Genomic DNA, 16,444 nt, shown 5'->3' on the forward strand with positions numbered 1-16,444 from the left:
CACGTACAAGCGAATTTCTCGAACCGTATTTTGTTTATTGTGCGGTGTCGCTCTGGGCGTTTCCGGGGCGATTATGCAGTCGGTCACTCGCAACCCGCTTGCAGATCCAAGCATACTGGGAGTCAACACAGGCGCATCTTTGTTTGTCGTCTGTGGGATTGCGTTCTTGAATATTAGCAGCGCCAATCAATATATATGGCTTGCTTTAGCCGGAGCTGGAATTACGGCAGTGTTCGTATTTGGAATCGGCTCTATGGGACGTGGCGGCGCCACGCCCATTAAGCTTGTTTTGGCGGGGGCGGCCACCAGCGCCGCCCTTGCTTCTCTGGTTACCGCCATCATGATTCCGCGCTCCTATGTTATGGATCAGTTCAGATTTTGGCAAGTAGGAAGCGTCGGTTCGGCAACCTGGAGCGCTATTACTACCTTCATCCCTTTTCTAATCGTTGGCTTACTAATCGCTTTTATGGCTGCCCCGGCACTAAATGCGCTGGCACTGGGAGACGATGTTGCGACTGGACTAGGCGTTCGGACAGGGCTGCTAAGGTTTATTGCAGCTTTTGCAGGTGTTATTTTGTGTGGAGCTGCTACTGCGCTCTCGGGAGAGCAGCTTAAAGGCGTATTTTTTGCGGTTAGTACAATACGTTTACCGAGAATGCTGGCTGGTCTCTTCGCTGGATTTGCTTTCGGCATTGCTGGTTATGTCTTCCAAACGATGCTGCGCAATCCTCTTGCGAACCCGAATGTCATCGGTATTACCTCCGGCTCCAGCGCGGCGGCTGTTTTTTGCATCACCATCCTTCATTCAAGCAGAGCAGTGATTTCCATTGCTTCTGTCATTGCTGGTCTAGCTATAGTCATACTGATCTATGCACTATCCAGGGGCAAAACATTTTCAATCGGGCGATTGATTCTTGTCGGAATAGGCATACAGGCTATGCTTGACGCCGTCATATCCTATCTTCTGCTCGTTAGCGCCCAACAAGATATCCCTTCAGCGCTCAGATGGCTCGGAGGCAGCCTCAATGGCTCTCAAATGCATGAGCTTCCGCCTCTTATAATAACGGTTATTATCTTTACTCCTATCATTATTGTTCTAGGAAAACATCTAAACATATTGGAGCTTGGCGAACAATCGGCTTCTTCTCTCGGCGTGGACACAGACAGGACAAGAATTGCGCTAATTGTGAGCTCCGTCATCATGATTGCTATTGCTACGGCTACCACGGGTCCAATAGCCTTTGTCTCCTTCCTTGCGGGACCGATCGCAAAAAGAATGGTCGGAGCCGGCTTCTCGAACATCATCCCGGCGGGACTGGTTGGCGTTAATTTAGTTCTGGCGGCAGATCTAATCGGACAATTTGCTTTTGAGTACAGATTCCCCGTAGGCATCATTACCGGATTGCTCGGAGCGCCTTATCTAATCTTCTTGTTAATCCGAATAAATCGAAAGGGAGAATTATAATGAAACCGACACATATTTTTCAAGCCGAACAAATCGTAGCGGGCTATGAGAATAAAACGGTTATTCACGGAGTAGATCTTGTTATACCTAGCAATAAAATAAGCGTTATTATTGGCTCCAATGGCTGCGGTAAGTCTACGCTTCTTAAAACACTGGCCAGGCTTATAAAACCTGCATCGGGCAAAATCACCCTTGATGGCAAGCCACTCGGCAAAATCCCGCCTAAACAATTGGCTCGAGTGGTAGGACTGCTGCCGCAATCCCCTATTGTTCCGGAAGGCATTTCTGTAGCGGACTTGGTGGGACGGGGAAGGTTTCCGCACCAATCATTACTCGGCGGATGGATCTTTCTGTAAAACCCGCATTAAATCTCCTTTCACCTAACCCAGCCCTATGCTGCTTAACTCCCAAATGGTTTTTTATTATATCAGCGCACCATACCCCGACATTTACTATTTCCCTAAAGCTAACTTGAAAAATGCTTCAGATTCAAATGGAATACGATGTTGAATTTAATTATCACTACAGCTACGGCCGTTAATCCGTTTAACTTGACAACCTACTACGAAATGTAGTAGGTTTTATTTACTACATCATGTAGTAACAAAGCTCGTTATGGACGCATAACGAAGTAAAGAGGTGTTCACGGTGAACCAGATTCAAAAGTTATCGGATACTGAAGTAGAGCTAATGGAGGTTATTTGGGAGTGCACCCCGCCAGTCACATCTACTGAGCTTCTCAGTATGTTTGCCCTAAGGGGAAAGGAATGGAAAGCACAGACCATTTCCACTTTCCTCTCACGCCTGGTCGAAAAAGGGGCGCTAACGACTACGAGGCATGGACGGATCAATAAATACGAACCGCTTATTTCGGCCGAGGATTACAAGCTAATAGGGACGCAGCAAGTTCTGGATGGCTTATATCAAGGCTCCGTCAAGAACATGGTTTCTGCTTTGTATGATGGTGACAAGTTATCGGATGAGGATATTGCGGAATTGAAAAAATGGCTGTCGGAAAAGTAGGTGCTGCATATGAATACCATTTTTACATTGATGTTTACCCTAACCGTAGCTGGAAATGTCGTTGTCGCTTGTATTTGGTTGTCACAGCACCTATCCACCGAGATTTGGCCTACGAAGTGGCGGTACGTGATTAACAAAATGGCGGTAGGATTGTATTTATTCCCCGTCGTTCTTATTATTCAGTGGATTTCGCGAATGATCCCATTCCGTACGCCAAACGATTCCAGCATGAATGAATCTGCTTCGATCGTACAGCATGCCCAGCCCGGAGCATTATTGAGCTTCAAGCCTGAGCCGCTCTTTCCGGAATGGACGATTTCAACAAATGCAGCCTTTTTTGTAATAGCCATATGGGCAATCGGAGTTGTAGCTTTTGCAGCTTGGCAAACGTATTGTTACCGCAGATTTTTAAAGCAACTGGCAAATACGAGTACTGCCGTCCCATTAAACAGCGAGGCGGTTAACCAGCTTTACCTGATTAAGCAGGCTCTTGAACTTAAAAGCAAGGTCCGGCTTGCTTATAGCTCCTCCATTCAGAGTCCCATTCTTGTTGGGCTTTGGAAGCCTGTCATTTATCTCCCTATGGGTAGTACCACAAACGTAGACATGAGCATGATTATCCGTCATGAGCTGATTCATCTGAAACGCAAGGATATATGGGTTAAAGCTTTTACGCTAGGAGCCAGCGCTTTACATTGGTTTAATCCTTTGGTTCATATCCTTCGTAAGGACATTCATACATGGAGCGAGCTGTCCTGCGATGAAGAAGTGGTCAAAGGCATGTCCCATGCCGAGCGCATACGTTACGGGCAAACCCTTTTAAACGTAATAGCAGAATCAATAAATATTCCCGTACAGCTCGGCGCCTCTTTATCCGGTGACGGAAAACAATTAAAAAGGAGATTAATTCTGATGCTAAATGTTAAGAACCTGAGCAAAAAAACCATTTTTCTATCCATTACAGCGGTATTTGCGGTAGCTGTAATCAGCACATCCGCTGCGGTATGGGCATCAGGCAATACGCCCAAGGTAGCTGAGGATAAAATGGCCAACGCCGAAAACCACACGGCCAACTCATCAGCGGAACCGGTGCCTTCTATCGCTCCATCTGAGACAGCTAGTGATAATCAACCAGCCGTTACGGAACCCATTCCTGTTCCTTCTGTCGCTCCAGTTGACGAGGCTAGTGAAAGTCAAGCAGCCGTAACAGAGCCCGCTCTTGTTCCTTTCACTGCTCCATCTGCGGCAGCTAGTGATAATCAACCAGCCGTTGCGGAACCCATTCCTGTTCCTTCTATAGCTCCAGCTGAAGCAGTAGTTAAATAGTCTCCAGTAAAATAGAGGCTCATTGTGAAGGGGTTGTCCCGAAAGGGTTTTAATCTGCGGTGAACATCCCCATTGAGCTCGGCAGAATTCATTTTACGAAAAAAAGCGCAGGTTTTAAGGCGGAATTAGCCCGAAACCTGCGCTTTTTGCAGTTTTTTTGTCCACCTATGGAAATTCATTATGGTCGGTGAACAAGGAAAAGGCTTCGCTGTCGTTGCCTCAGAGGTGCGCAAGCTCGCCGAACAGACTCAGCATGCGGCTGAACAGGTCAGCGGGCTGATTGATGGGGTTAGACATGATACTGCTGAGGCTGCCGCAGCAGGCAGACCCATTCGCTAGCAGTGAAAGCACCTCTATGCTCGCAGAAAACCCACCTTTAGACTAAATAGCCAGGGTGGGTTTTCTGCGAGCATGCACAATCGTTTCTTTTCGTATGAGGATAATACTTGAAAAGAGATGAATCATCTGGATTTATTAATCTATCACCTGAGCCAATTCGAATAAATTCCCCCACGGATCGGTGAAAAATGCGAGGCGGCGATGGATGGCCTCCAAGTTAAAGGGCACCCCGATGATGGTGACCCCTTTTGAATCCAAATACGCAATCGCTTCATCCACGTCGTTCACGGTCATGCAGAGGTGATGGTGACCAGCTTTATACATACTGCTGTTAATATCATGGTAAATGGGCGCGTCATTTACCTCTCCGTCTCCAATGATCTCAAAGTAAAAGGAGTCGTCATGGGGCGGAGCGACATAAGCAAGGTGCAGGTCTCCAAACGGCCATTCTTGAATGACACGGAAGCCCAGCTTCTCCACGTACCAGCTCTTTGCAGCCTCGTAGTCTGGCACACGGATGGCGATATGATGACCTTTCAGTGACGCGATAGGGGTGGCAGCAGAATCCTGCCGAAGGTTAGAGTCATGCATGTTTTTTCCTCCTTGGATTTTATAGGACTAGACTTCGTCTGGTTGACATGTATAAATGTACCAGATGAATACACACTATACTTTGTTCGGAGGTCCAAATCCGTTGTTCATTCAGCTCAAGGTTAAGATCATCAGAACTTTAGCGGTTGTTTGAGTGCGGAAGGTGGGATTCCAAATCTCAGCTTAAACACTTTGGAGAAGTGTGAGACGTTCTCAAAACCCGTTGAGAAGCAAATTTCAGTTACGGATAAGGACGAATGGATTAGCATTTCTTGTGCTTTATCCAATCGGCGATTTCGTATCCACTGGAGCGGAGAAGTATTATAGATCGCTTTAAAATCACGTTTGAAGGAGGATAGGCTTCGGCCAGATAAGTAGGCGAGATCATGCAAGGTTACGGGATTTGTGATATTCGCATCAACGACGTCCTTGATGCTTTTTCGTTCTTGGCGCTTAATCTGAGCAAGCTCAGACAGGAAAATATCATTTCTATCGGCTATGCCAAATAATAATTCTAATAACTTCACCTTAACCAACCCATCTCTAATCCGTTCCGGTTCATTGAAATACGGTTTCAATGATTCCAGATAGCTGAAGAGTCTATCATCAATCGTATGTACAGATACCGGAGCCGGTGTCCTAGATGCTGAAGTAGGAGTATAATCCGCTAGTTTCATAAACTCGTTAATTAATTCGTCTTTTAAGAAGAACATCATATAGTTGAGTACATAATCGAAGTTCGGTTCCCCGCTTTTTTCATATTGGAACGCAATGGATTTATGGATCAGCACCATTTCATGCTTGTTCACCGTATGCACCTCGGTTCCAAACCGTACGGTATACATCCCTTCCATTACGAATAAGAGCATATGGTCTTCTAGAAACAACGTGCCAGTGGCGCCTTCTGTACGTGTGCAAGATTCAATGGCAGACAGTCCATTCATTCTCAATATTCTTTGTTGATGGGTTGGTGTTTTGATTAGAATCCGGGGTATTTTTGTCAATTTACTCAAGGGTACAGCCAATGGACATGACTCCTTAGGAATTATATTTGTAGACTATACTTAACTTAGATATAAGTTTCGTTCGAAGAGGCTCACTTCATGTGATTTCTACGGGATTACTTTTATGAAAACAATGACATGCTGCTGATTAAAGCTGTTCAATCATCTTGTGACAACATGGTTAGAAACGTTTATTCTACCATGCTAATTCTTATTGATAAAGCCTTTACATCAGTTCCAAAAATATAGTTTTGCCAAGAGCAACAAACCTTTATTAAGAAATCCGTCTGTAGCATTCGCTAAGAATTTAACGGCTTCCGTAGGAGCCGTTGACAATACTAAGACTTCCGGGGAGGTTGCGTTATTACTTGTAGTTACAGACAGCAAGGTCAATCGTACAGTTGATAACTATTATGGAATAAACTTCAAACATTTTATGAAGTTATTTTCAAAGTTGGACGAGCTTTCCGCAGGCGAAAAGATCCCAATATACTGCTCAGGTATTACCGATAATGATCCGCCTAAAGAAGTTGTCCCTATTACAGATGAAGATGGTTACCAAGTAATAAATAAAAAAGGAAAAATGGAAACAAAGTCTTATGAGGTTTTCCCCACTTATCGTTATCCAATAGCTGGGGCTAATCCAGGCTGACAATTCGGTGCCGAGGCACTTCGAAAAGTCGGCCTTTTTATTGATTTACTTTGTTGAGTTAATCGGCACGTTATCATAATCGCCAAACCTCATCCCGTCAAGAGATAATTTGCAAATGAGCGACATAACGTGGAATCCCCCTTTATTCTTTTGAAATAGGAATGAATTTCCGAGTATGAAGAGCGATATCGCTTTTTTCATTTCATCCTTTTTCACGTAAAATTTTCTTCAGGTCATTAGGGAGATAAGGGATCTACACACAAAGAACAGGAAAGGAAGAGTTACATGAACAGGGTAGAAAAAATCAGATTTACACTCCTTTACAATGAAGCGCCTGAAGCAGATTGTTACGGGTACATGGAGTTGAATCGGGATGGCACTATGATTGCGCTCTACAATAAGTATGGCGAGGAAATCGACATGAATGGTGGACATGAATTTGTCAGGGTAGGGACACTGGGCAAATTCGATGATGAAGACCGCGATAATTTCTATTCCTTGTTAGAAAGTGATGGTGTAGGATAATCTGCACGCCAGACTGGCGAATCGGTGTCAATGCATTACGAAAGGACATAACACAATGAATATTCGGGAGGTAGAAGATGAACAAACGCGTTCAAGAGGCAAGTGGAATAAAGAGAGGACCGATGTTAACCGCGCTGCTCATCGGTGCATTTGTTGCGTTTCTTAACGAAAATTTGCTTGCCAACGCGCTTCCTGGATTGATGCGGGAATTCAACGTTGCTGCCGCGACCATACAGTGGTTATCGACGGGCTATATGCTCGTTATCGGCGTACTGGTGCCAGTGACCGCATTATTGCAGCAATGGTTCACCACACGCCAGATGTTTATGTCTGCGATGGCATTATTTTTAGCCGGCACCTGCTTGTGTGCAGTATCCCCGGGATTCGGATTGTTGCTGATGGGCAGGGTTGTTCAGGCTTGCGGGACAGGATTATTGGTTCCACTCATGATGAATACGATTCTCGCCCTCTATCCTTCAGAACGCCGGGGTTCCGCCATGGGTCTCATGGGGCTGGTCATTATGGTCGCCCCTGTCATCGGGCCGGCTTTGTCGGGGTTGATCATCGATACCTTTCACTGGCGATGGCTGTTCTACATGGTCATTCCTGTCGCCCTGTTTTCAATTATTTATGCAAGCTTTTACTTGAAAAATGTAACAGAACTGACCAAGCCAAGGGTCGATCTTTTATCCATTGTGATGTCAACCGTCGGTTTCGGTTGCGTCACCTACGGCTTCAGCCAAACCAGTGTCTGGGCCGAGCCTGAGGGTTACGGGTTGCTTGCCATAGGAAGCCTCTTCTTGCTCTTGCTTGTATGGCGGCAGCTCAGGATTAAAGAGCCGTTGCTCGATCTTTCCGTATTCCGGCATCCCACTTTTTCTCTAGTTGCAATATTGGTTGTAATCCTGATGATGGTTCTATTTGCCACAACGACATTGCTGCCAATCTATTTGCAGGATGTGATGCAGTTGACAGCCTTCGCAACAGGTTTACTTCTGATGCCAGGTTGCATCTTGAACGGCATGATGATGCCAGTGTCAGGGAAATTATTCGATAAATTCGGACCGCGATTTGTCATTTTGCCCGGACTGTTCTTGATCGCCATAGCGTTGTGGCTGTTTGCCAGCATCGACAGTGATACAACGCGAGGTTCCGTTCTGTTCAATCATGTCCTCTTATTCTTAGGCATATCGTTTGTCGTCATGCCGGCTCAGACGGCAGGATTGAATCAACTTCCGCGGCACCTGGTCCCCCATGGCACAACCATATACAACACGCTCCAACAGATTGCAGGGGGAATTGGCATCGCATTGTTCGTCGGCATCATGTCGTCTGGAGCCAATCGTTATCTCCACCATTCGCTCGATCCTACTGCAATGCTGGAGAAGACACAGAGCATGGTCGCCGGTGTGCAAACGGTTTTTTGGATCGAATTTATTCTCGTCGTCCTTGTTTTGGTAATAAGCTGGTTTATAAAAAAGCTGCCTGAACATCATGAAAGTGATTCATTACAAGCACAGATCGAATCATAAGTTCACAGCCTAAAAACAACGAATAGGGGTGAACCCGGATACCCGGGTTCACCCTCCCTATACAGCTTACAACCTAGCAATTATTCATTTAATGAATTTCAAATGAAGCAGCAGCGCTTTGATGACAACTTCCGATTTGGCGCGAGTCGCATTTTGCAAATGGTTGAATTTATCCTTCGTATCACCTTTGAATTTGGACAATTGGCAAATTCAATAGCACTGGAAATCATTACTGCCATAGTTACGGCATCGTTTTCTCATGATTCTTTAATTGCATCACCAGACGTTGCGTCAAGCTCAAGCTTTGTTCGGCGAGACTGATGCTTCGGGGAAAAATCACTCTACTCCGGTTTAATCGCCATCACTCTTAATCGTTTATAATCCGCATACCATGAGCCGTCATGAAACAATTCGTTGCGGGCTTTAGCAGCTATTTTCGAACAAACGGCAGTCCGCTCCTCTTCAAAAAGTGCCTTGAAGAAATTGTCGGCGAAGCCCCTCAGCCAATGATTCAAGCCTTGCTCATTGTCCTTGATCTTTGTCGGTCGATCGAAGTGAGCCGCATAGGTGACGCGGAAGCCCTGCTGTTCCAACAATGCGCTGTATTCGGCGATGCTTGGGAAATACCAGGGATTCAGCTTGCCAGCATCCATGCCGAATTCCTCATGCAGCACCTCGCCAATGGCCTGAACGATCGTTTCCACATTTCCTTTCCCGCCAAACTCTGCAACAAACCTGCCACCAGGGCTTAAACTATTCCATACACCTGTCAGTACCGCCCCCGGGTTCTTCATCCAATGCAGCGCTGCGTTGGAAAAGACGGCATCGAACGTAGAATTTACGGTGAAATGTTCGCCATCACCAACAAAAAATTGGATTTTGGGATATTTGTGCTGCGCCTGCTCGATCATTGCCTCTGATAAATCCATCCCTGTAACATGTGCGCCAGCTTGACTAATTTCATGTGCCAAATCTCCGGTTCCGCAGCCCAAATCAAAGATTTTTTCATCCTTCATCGGATTCAAAAGCCGAACAACATCCTTGCCCAATTCAGATACAAATCCAAGATTGCGGTCATAATGATCAGATTGCCAAACTTGATTGGAACTCATGAAATCATCTCCCAACTTTTAGGTTAGGGATAGTATGGCATAGAGCCATTTATAAGTTAAATATATTAAATCTATATACATTATAGTTACAAACTATATACACCTATACATAAAACTCTAACCCCTTATCGTTTTGCTAGGCACAATACCGAACTTCTTCTTAAAGCATTTGCTGAAATAGTAGGGATCGGTATATCCCACCTTCATGGACACATCCACAACCTTCAATGACATCAATCCGTCGGAGGATACACCATTCAGCAGCTCAATGGCTTTATCCAGACGAATATTGGTCAAATATTCGGTAAAGGATTGACCCTTCTCTTTTTTGAAAATATGACTCAGATAGCTCGGATTGACCGCCAGGCTGCGTGCAGCCTCCTGCAAATTGACATTCTCGTTGGAATAGTTGGCAATTACGTAGTCTACCGCCTTGGTCACAATATCTGAATTTTTACTGCGAGGAAGCTGTTTCTCTATTTCCACAAACACCATTTCTCGGAAAAATGTCTCCAGCCATTGCTGCAAGGCAGCTACCGTCTCCAAAATATGCATTTGGCGGAAGAGTGGATGCCTTTCCGTTAGCCAGTCCGGAGGGAGAGAACCTCCCCGTTCAAGAATAGCTGCGCTGCCTAGCGATACACACTCCATCAGCACAAACTGGGCTATCTCCTTGCTCGCCCTGCTTTCCATTAGATGATCGCAAGCACGCCGAATGAGCTCAGTAACGGTATCCTGCTGTTTCTGACGGAGCGCGGTCAACCACTCAGAGCGAGCGATCGGCAGCGAAAAAACAGCGTCCTCTGCCCCCGCATGCTCCTGAGCATAAGCAATGACCTGATTGCCGCCTTGTGTGAACTTATATTTGAGCAGGTACAGCGCTTCCGAATAGGACAAGTAAACTTGGCTAATGCTCTCGTAGCTTTGTCCCAGCCCAAATGTGACGAATAGATGCATTTTCTGATCGATAAAAATACGTGACTGCTCGCATAAGTCGAAAAGCGCAGCATCACTATGTTCAGACAGGCTTGCCAATACGGCAATCTGATTTTTTTCTATATTAATAAATGTGCAATCAACGCCCGCAGATCCCAACGTTTCCTGCACAATATTTTGTACGGCAAACCGCCAAAGCTGCCGCTCCTGTTCCTTGGCAAATCGGGTATTGAGCTCGTCGAGCTCCACGATAATGACCGCATAAGAAGAGAACGCCAGATTAAGTCCATAATAACGAGCTTGCTCGCTTAGCGTTTCTGAACTAACCGTCGGCTCATGCAGCAGGAATTGCCTAATAAAGTGGTCCTTCAATATGGGCTTGGTCTGATCAAGCTGCTGCTTTAATTCGCCCATCGATCGTGAAAACTCATTTTCCTCACACAGCTCATCATGTACAGCGGCCAGCGCCTTGGTGAGCTCGTCCTCGTCAATAGGTTTAAGCAGATAATAGGAAGCGCCAAAACTGATAGCCGCACGGGCGTACTCAAAAACATCATAGCTTGTAATAAAGATGATCTTGGTATTTATATACTCGGATCGCAGCGATTCGACAAAGTCCAGACCAGACATGCCGGGCATATTAATGTCAGCGATAATGAGATCATAGTTCTCCTGCCGCGCCAGCTTGAGTGCTTGGGTCCCGTTCTCGGCCTCATGCTTAATGCGGAAGCCCAGTGCTTCCCAATCGATTAATTGTATAAGCAGCTGACGGAAATAATACTCATCATCTACAATTAGAACTTGATATAATTGCTTCTTCATAACTGAGACGCCCCCCTTTCCTCAAGCTCCCCCCTGCTGGCCGCAAGAGGAACTCGCAATTCTGCTTGAACACCCTCTCCGAGGGTCGAGGTAATGGAGAGCCCATAATTCTCTCCATAAAGCAGGAGAATCCGCTCTTGTACGCTGCCGATGCCAAAGCTGTCCAAGTCATGATGTTCCCCATCCTTTTCCTTGCCTAGCCAAATCCGGTTCAGCTGCTCTGCGCTCATGCCGCTCCCGTTATCTCTAACGGTGAAAATAAGCAGCTGCCTGCCGTTTTCCTCCGTTTTCCTCCCCGTAATCGAGCATAAAGCTCCTTCATGCTTATCCCTCAGACCGTGCTGAATCGCATTCTCAACTAGCGGCTGCAGAAGCATATTGGCAATCCAGCAGCTCTCAATCGCTTCATCCATTTCAATGCGATAATCAATGTAGCTGTAACGAACCTTTTGAATATAAAGATAACTCTCCAGATGCTTGCGCTCCTGAGAGACCGGAATTAGCTCTTGCCCATTATTAAGCGAGGTGCGATAGAAATCTCCCATCGCCTTCACTACCCGACTGACATCTCGCGCATTTACCATGAGTGCCATGGATCTGACCATTTCGAGTGTATTGTACATAAAATGGGGCTTGATCTGTGAATATAGCAGCCGCAATCCAAGCAGCCTTTTTTGGCGCCCCTCTTGATTGATCGTCTGCAGCAGATCTTGAATTTGCCCAATCATTTCATTAAATTTGTGAGCCACCCTGCCAATCTCATCATTATTCGAAACGACAGCCCGTGCATCCAGATTGCCTTCGCTTACCGCTTTTATCGTTCGGCTCAGTTGGATAATGGGTCTGGTAATCCAACGGGAAAATACAGCCGAAAGAGCGAACGCAATCAGCAGCCCCGCGACGCCAAAACCAACAATGAACAGGGTGATTTTCCATTGATCCTTCATAAGGGTTTGAGTAGGAACAGCGTATACAATCTTCCAGTCATTCTGCTCCATCTCCATCGATGAGATGATCAATCGCCCTTCGTTCGCGTATACCTCATCGTATACTGATTTGTGAAGCAGCTCTGGATCATTAGCGGAAATAATCGTTCCGGCAGCATTGGTTATCATCATTTTACTGTCGAGATGCTCCTCGTCCCGACCATACAATTGGGACAGCTTTCGCTCGTCGATATTGATGAAAATAAACCCGGTGGTCATGCCGTCGTCTATATCAATGATGCGTCTGCCTACCGCCATTACATTTACTTTTTCAGCGTTAACGAGGAAGGGGCTTTCAAAGGTTTCAATCCAGACAGGCGAACCTGCAGCCGCTATCATCTGCTCCTTCGGATACAGGTCGGCTGCATTAGCCCCTACATTGGTCAAGTTCTCTGAATAGTAGAGCTTATCACTCTTAATGGATTGAATTATAACGGAATTAATATAGGGATTGGACTCCACAAGCGAATTGAGACTGGCGTACAGCAGCTGGATATTTTCAATCTCATGCCACTGGGCCATTCTATTGCTTTTCAGAACCGACTGATAGGTCTTGTTCACAATGGCGAGCTTGGAATAGTTCTCAATATCGTTAAATAAGGTGCTAATCGTATTCGATATAAGCGAAACCTTGTATTGAGAGCTGCTTGCCGCTCTTTCTACCGCCTGCTGCTTGGTCATATGATACAGCGTAATAGTCAACAGCAGGACACTAGGAAAAATAACCAATAGATTGATGATCAGCATCTTGCTGCGAATTCCCATATTGTGTAGTTTTCTGATCCCATTCATGAATATCCCTCCGTCAGTCGACTCCTTAGATGCTAGAGAATGTCCCCATTATACCAGCCAGCATCAGAGAGAGGAGAAAAACTTATTTCAGGATAGACCCGGCGGTGAAGCTCTTTTCTAATTGTTCACTGAAAAATAAATAGATAATGACTAGCGGAATCGTTGAAATAAACATTGCCGCACATAACGGCCCCCACTCTACGCTGTATTCGCCGCTGAAGTTCATGAGTCCTAGAGGCAGAGTACGAAGTGAGGATTTCTGAATAAACGTTACGGCCATCAGCAGTTCATTCCATACGTTGAGAAAAACAAAGATTCCTACGGATGCTAAAGCCGGTCTCAGCAATGGCAGAACGACATGGAAGAAGGCGCGGATAACGCCATATCCATCGATGAACGCCGCCTCCTCAAGCTCCTTGGGAAGTCCACGCAGAAAACTCGACAATATGAAAATCGCAATGGGTATATTAACCGTTATATACGGCAATATAATCGCAAGCTGAGATTTCAACAAACCAAGGTCTCTAAGCAGCGTAAATAACGGTACTAGTGTCGCATGGACGGGAACCATAACCCCTGACAAAATGATGATGGACAATAGTCCGCTCCACCTGAATCTCATTCGAGTCAAGGCATAGGCCATCATGGAACCGAGCATAAGTACAACGATTACAGTGATAGTTGTGACAATTACGCTGTTAAAGAAATAATCGCCAATCTCTCCTTGGACCCAGGCGTCCACATAATTTTGAAATTGCCAGGTCTCGGGCAGACTGAAGGCGGAATTGCTCTGAATTTCTTTATTGTTCTTGAATGAGATAAGCACCAGCCATACCAGAGGAATGAGCTGCAGCAGGCCGATGACAGACATAAAAGCGTATAGCCCTATTTTTTTCAAACTTTTTGGACGAATCATTTTTGACGGCTGCTCAGGAAGGTGTAAGGGATGATTGCTTGCTAATTGTTTTTGCATTGGTGCCACTCCTCTACGAATACACTGTATTTCTCGACATCAACTTGTTAATCACCCAGGAGATCAGCAGACATTGTACGACCAGATAAACAGCCAGCGTACTGCCATAACCAAAGTTCATTTTCAGGAAGGCCTCCTGAAACATCCGTACAGCAACAACAGTCGAACTGTTGTCCGGCCCGCCTCCGGTCATGACATAGACTTGCTCGAATACCTTCAATGAGCCGACAACCGCCAATACGACATCCACCTTCAGCACATCGGACAGAAGGGGGAGCGTAATGTGTCGAACGGACTTCCAGCCTGTTGCTCCATCCAACCGGGCAGCCTCATAAATATGATCAGGTATGCTCTGAATACCCGCGAACATAATAAGCATGTGATAACCGATAAATTGCCAAACAAGAACGAAAACCACTGACAGCAAGGAGGTCTTCGTATCTCCCAGCCATAGCTGGGTCATTGATTCTAGCCCAATGGAGCGCAAGAAAGCATTAAGCAGCCCGATGGCAGGATCGTATATTTTGCTCCAGAGCAAGCTAACCATTGTAGTGGACATAATGACCGGGAAAAAGTACACATTACGAAACCATTTGCTGCCCTTGATTTTACGAGATACGAGCATGGCCAGAATAAAAGCAGCAGGCAACTGAAAGATCAGAGAGAACAGCACGAAGACAAAGCCGTTTTGCACAGCTGGATAGAAATTGGGGTCACTGGTAAACATTTTGACATAGTTGTCGAACCCGATAAATTTCATCGGTTGTATGCCATCCCATTCATGCAAACTAAAGAAGACCGTTCGGCAGATAGGATATAAAAAGAAAACAGAAAATAAGGTCAAGCCGGGCAGCAGAAACAATGCCAATACCCAGCGGTTTGATAAAGCCTTCTCCATGCGGGATTCCTCCTAACGCTAGCTGCGATTTACGATAAAAAGAAGAGGCACCTATTCATTACAGTGCCCCGTCCCTTCATTATTGTTGTTTCATGATTTTGTCCATCATCTGCACAAATTCACTTGATGGCAGGGAGCCAGTAAAGAGCTTCTGATTCAGATCCCGGTTCTCCTCATTGACGGCTGCCGGTACCGTATTGCCCCAGAACGTTTGGATAAAAGAATATTCGCTGTAATCTTTCAAATATTGCGCGTAAGCCTCATTAACCTCGCCCTCCGGCTTCACTGCGGTTTCCGCATAGGTTGCTTGTCCCAGCTTGGCAAGCGATTCATTCACCTTAAGCGAATAACGGACGGCAAATTCCTTGGACAGCTCAAGCTGCTTGGAATTAGCATTAACGTACAGACCATATGGAGCGGTGCTTTTCTCACCCATATTGGACGAGAATGGATCAGCTTCTGCGCCCGTTTTAGGGAATTTCACGTAGCCGAGGTCATCGCCAAGAGCCGGGATCGCCTTCGTAAAGATCCAAGAACCATTAACAATCATCAAAGCTTTGCCGCCATAGAACAACTCACGCGCCTCCAGGTCACTGTTGCCGAGAAACCCGGATTGGAATGCATTGGCATTGACCAACTCGATAATTTTGTCCGCCGCGTCTACAAACGGCTTGTCTGAAAAGCTCATTTCACCATTCTGAGCCTTCGTATAGGCATCCTTATCCTCACGCAGCACGAGCAGATTGTAGATGATTTCACCCGGCCAGCGATCTTTGCCTCCCAGCGTGATCGGGGTAATCCCCTTGTCATTCGCTATTTTGATGACATTCATCAGCTCATCCCACGTAGTCGGGGCCTTTAAGCCTAGTTCATTCATCAGCTTCTTGTTGTAAGCCAGCAGATAGGATTGATCAGGGCGATAAGGCAGGGAATAGATGTTTCCATCCGCTTCCTTAATCAACATGCCATCGTTAAAGCTTCCTTCCAGTCCTGTACTCTGCAATGTATCGTTGAGCGGAGCAGCCATCTTTGAATTAAGGATGCTTTCTCTCTCTGATTTGCCTGCATATTGAGCAAAAACATCCGGCAGCTCGTTAGCTGATATAGCAACCTTTATTTTCGTTTTGTATGTTTCCGGATTTATGAATTCATAATTCAGCTTAATCTTCATTTCTTCAGCGATTTCTTCAGCTACGGGCTTTAGATAATCATCCGTATTAAACATCCACAGCGTTAACGAGCCGCCGTCCTTCGCCGAATTGCCATTCGTACCTGGCGTTACTGTATTGTCATTTGTACTACCGCATCCGGACAATACAAGCGAAGCCCCTATGCCAATGGATAGCAAGGATGTGATAAAGCGCTTTCTACGATTCATTTTAAATCCCCCTCTTTATGTCTTCTTGTTGTCGCTTACAGGTTTTATTATAGAGATAAATGGTCGTTTGCTTAATGGAATTCCTTTAGG

Annotated in this window: 14 protein-coding genes and 2 pseudogenes; 8 read left to right on the forward strand and 8 right to left on the reverse strand. The window is 45.8% G+C overall.

Going from position 1 to position 16,444, the window contains the following annotated elements; genetic code table 11:
• Positions 1-13: 13 nt before the first annotated feature.
• From ASF12_RS35180 to ASF12_RS33535, 5 genes and pseudogenes are all read left to right on the forward strand, one after another.
• Positions 14-1,465: an iron chelate uptake ABC transporter family permease subunit gene (locus tag ASF12_RS35180; RefSeq protein WP_268795415.1), complete on the forward strand. Its 1,452-nt coding sequence runs from the start codon at positions 14-16 to the stop codon at positions 1,463-1,465.
• Positions 1,465-1,809, forward strand: a pseudogene (locus ASF12_RS07380) (ABC transporter ATP-binding protein); the annotation flags it as partial. The gene ASF12_RS35180 and the pseudogene ASF12_RS07380, both read left to right, overlap by 1 nt.
• A gap of 304 nt (positions 1,810-2,113) precedes the next feature.
• Positions 2,114-2,488 carry a BlaI/MecI/CopY family transcriptional regulator gene (locus ASF12_RS07385; protein WP_056031575.1) on the forward strand — a complete coding sequence of 125 codons (375 nt, stop codon included), beginning with the start codon at positions 2,114-2,116 and terminating at the stop codon, positions 2,486-2,488.
• 9 nt (positions 2,489-2,497) lie between these two features.
• Positions 2,498-3,814: a M56 family metallopeptidase gene (locus ASF12_RS07390; RefSeq protein ID WP_081418655.1), complete on the forward strand. Its 1,317-nt coding sequence runs from the start codon at positions 2,498-2,500 to the stop codon at positions 3,812-3,814.
• A gap of 186 nt (positions 3,815-4,000) precedes the next feature.
• A pseudogene (locus tag ASF12_RS33535) lies at positions 4,001-4,126 on the forward strand (methyl-accepting chemotaxis protein); the annotation flags it as partial.
• Positions 4,127-4,288: 162 nt separating this feature from the next.
• Here the strand turns inward: ASF12_RS33535 and ASF12_RS07395 are convergent.
• Positions 4,289-4,744 (reverse strand): VOC family protein, encoded by a 456-nt coding sequence (locus ASF12_RS07395; RefSeq protein WP_056031581.1) that lies wholly within the window; start codon positions 4,742-4,744, stop codon positions 4,289-4,291.
• 131 nt (positions 4,745-4,875) lie between these two features.
• On the reverse strand, positions 4,876-5,769 hold the full coding sequence (locus tag ASF12_RS07400) for a helix-turn-helix domain-containing protein (RefSeq protein ID WP_056031584.1): 894 nt from the start codon (positions 5,767-5,769) through the stop codon (positions 4,876-4,878).
• Between the two features lie 193 nt (positions 5,770-5,962).
• Here ASF12_RS07400 and ASF12_RS07405 point away from each other — a divergent pair, with 193 nt between their 5' ends.
• The 3 genes from ASF12_RS07405 to ASF12_RS07415 all read left to right on the forward strand — a co-directional run bounded on the left by ASF12_RS07405 (position 5,963) and on the right by ASF12_RS07415 (position 8,457).
• The gene (locus tag ASF12_RS07405) at positions 5,963-6,400 is read left to right on the forward strand and encodes a hypothetical protein (protein ID WP_056031587.1); all 438 of its coding nucleotides are present in this window, start codon (positions 5,963-5,965) and stop codon (positions 6,398-6,400) included.
• 285 nt (positions 6,401-6,685) lie between these two features.
• Positions 6,686-6,925: a hypothetical protein gene (locus ASF12_RS07410; protein ID WP_056031589.1), complete on the forward strand. Its 240-nt coding sequence runs from the start codon at positions 6,686-6,688 to the stop codon at positions 6,923-6,925.
• A 77-nt stretch (positions 6,926-7,002) separates the two neighbouring features.
• Positions 7,003-8,457, forward strand: a complete 1,455-nt coding sequence (locus ASF12_RS07415) for an MDR family MFS transporter (RefSeq protein WP_056031591.1) — start codon at positions 7,003-7,005, stop codon at positions 8,455-8,457.
• Between the two features lie 341 nt (positions 8,458-8,798).
• Here ASF12_RS07415 and ASF12_RS07420 read toward each other — a convergent pair whose 3' ends face one another.
• The 6 genes from ASF12_RS07420 to ASF12_RS07445 all read right to left on the reverse strand — a co-directional run bounded on the left by ASF12_RS07420 (position 8,799) and on the right by ASF12_RS07445 (position 16,354).
• Positions 8,799-9,569, reverse strand: coding sequence for a class I SAM-dependent methyltransferase (locus ASF12_RS07420; protein WP_056031593.1), 771 nt, complete (start codon positions 9,567-9,569; stop codon positions 8,799-8,801).
• Between the two features lie 117 nt (positions 9,570-9,686).
• The gene (locus tag ASF12_RS07425) at positions 9,687-11,327 is read right to left on the reverse strand and encodes a response regulator (protein ID WP_056031596.1); all 1,641 of its coding nucleotides are present in this window, start codon (positions 11,325-11,327) and stop codon (positions 9,687-9,689) included.
• Positions 11,324-13,105, reverse strand: coding sequence for a cache domain-containing sensor histidine kinase (locus tag ASF12_RS07430; RefSeq protein WP_081418657.1), 1,782 nt, complete (start codon positions 13,103-13,105; stop codon positions 11,324-11,326). Before ASF12_RS07430 ends, ASF12_RS07425 begins: the two co-directional genes overlap by 4 nt.
• Before the next feature lie 82 nt (positions 13,106-13,187).
• A complete protein-coding gene (locus ASF12_RS07435; RefSeq protein WP_235533073.1) occupies positions 13,188-14,078 on the reverse strand; it encodes a carbohydrate ABC transporter permease in 891 nt (296 codons plus the stop codon).
• Between the two features lie 13 nt (positions 14,079-14,091).
• A complete protein-coding gene (locus ASF12_RS07440) occupies positions 14,092-14,976 on the reverse strand; it encodes a carbohydrate ABC transporter permease (protein ID WP_056031606.1) in 885 nt (294 codons plus the stop codon).
• A gap of 79 nt (positions 14,977-15,055) precedes the next feature.
• Positions 15,056-16,354 carry an extracellular solute-binding protein gene (locus tag ASF12_RS07445; protein WP_056031609.1) on the reverse strand — a complete coding sequence of 433 codons (1,299 nt, stop codon included), beginning with the start codon at positions 16,352-16,354 and terminating at the stop codon, positions 15,056-15,058.
• Positions 16,355-16,444 lie beyond the last annotated feature (90 nt).

This window comes from Paenibacillus sp. Leaf72 (assembly GCF_001422685.1).
Taxonomy (GTDB): domain Bacteria; phylum Bacillota; class Bacilli; order Paenibacillales; family Paenibacillaceae; genus Pristimantibacillus.

Bases quoted from the DNA above. Each gene is read 5' to 3' on its own strand.
- ASF12_RS07390 (WP_081418655.1), top strand. From the start codon at position 2,498: ATGAATACCATTTTTACATTGATGTTTACCCTAACCGTAGCTGGAAAT.
- ASF12_RS07395 (WP_056031581.1), bottom strand. From the start codon at position 4,744: ATGCATGACTCTAACCTTCGGCAGGATTCTGCTGCCACCCCTATCGCG.
- ASF12_RS07410 (WP_056031589.1), top strand. From the start codon at position 6,686: ATGAACAGGGTAGAAAAAATCAGATTTACACTCCTTTACAATGAAGCG.
- ASF12_RS07415 (WP_056031591.1), top strand. From the start codon at position 7,003: ATGAACAAACGCGTTCAAGAGGCAAGTGGAATAAAGAGAGGACCGATG.
- ASF12_RS07420 (WP_056031593.1), bottom strand. From the start codon at position 9,569: ATGAGTTCCAATCAAGTTTGGCAATCTGATCATTATGACCGCAATCTT.
- ASF12_RS07425 (WP_056031596.1), bottom strand. From the start codon at position 11,327: ATGAAGAAGCAATTATATCAAGTTCTAATTGTAGATGATGAGTATTAT.
- ASF12_RS07430 (WP_081418657.1), bottom strand. From the start codon at position 13,105: ATGAATGGGATCAGAAAACTACACAATATGGGAATTCGCAGCAAGATG.
- ASF12_RS07435 (WP_235533073.1), bottom strand. From the start codon at position 14,078: ATGCAAAAACAATTAGCAAGCAATCATCCCTTACACCTTCCTGAGCAG.
- ASF12_RS07440 (WP_056031606.1), bottom strand. From the start codon at position 14,976: ATGGAGAAGGCTTTATCAAACCGCTGGGTATTGGCATTGTTTCTGCTG.
- ASF12_RS07445 (WP_056031609.1), bottom strand. From the start codon at position 16,354: ATGAATCGTAGAAAGCGCTTTATCACATCCTTGCTATCCATTGGCATA.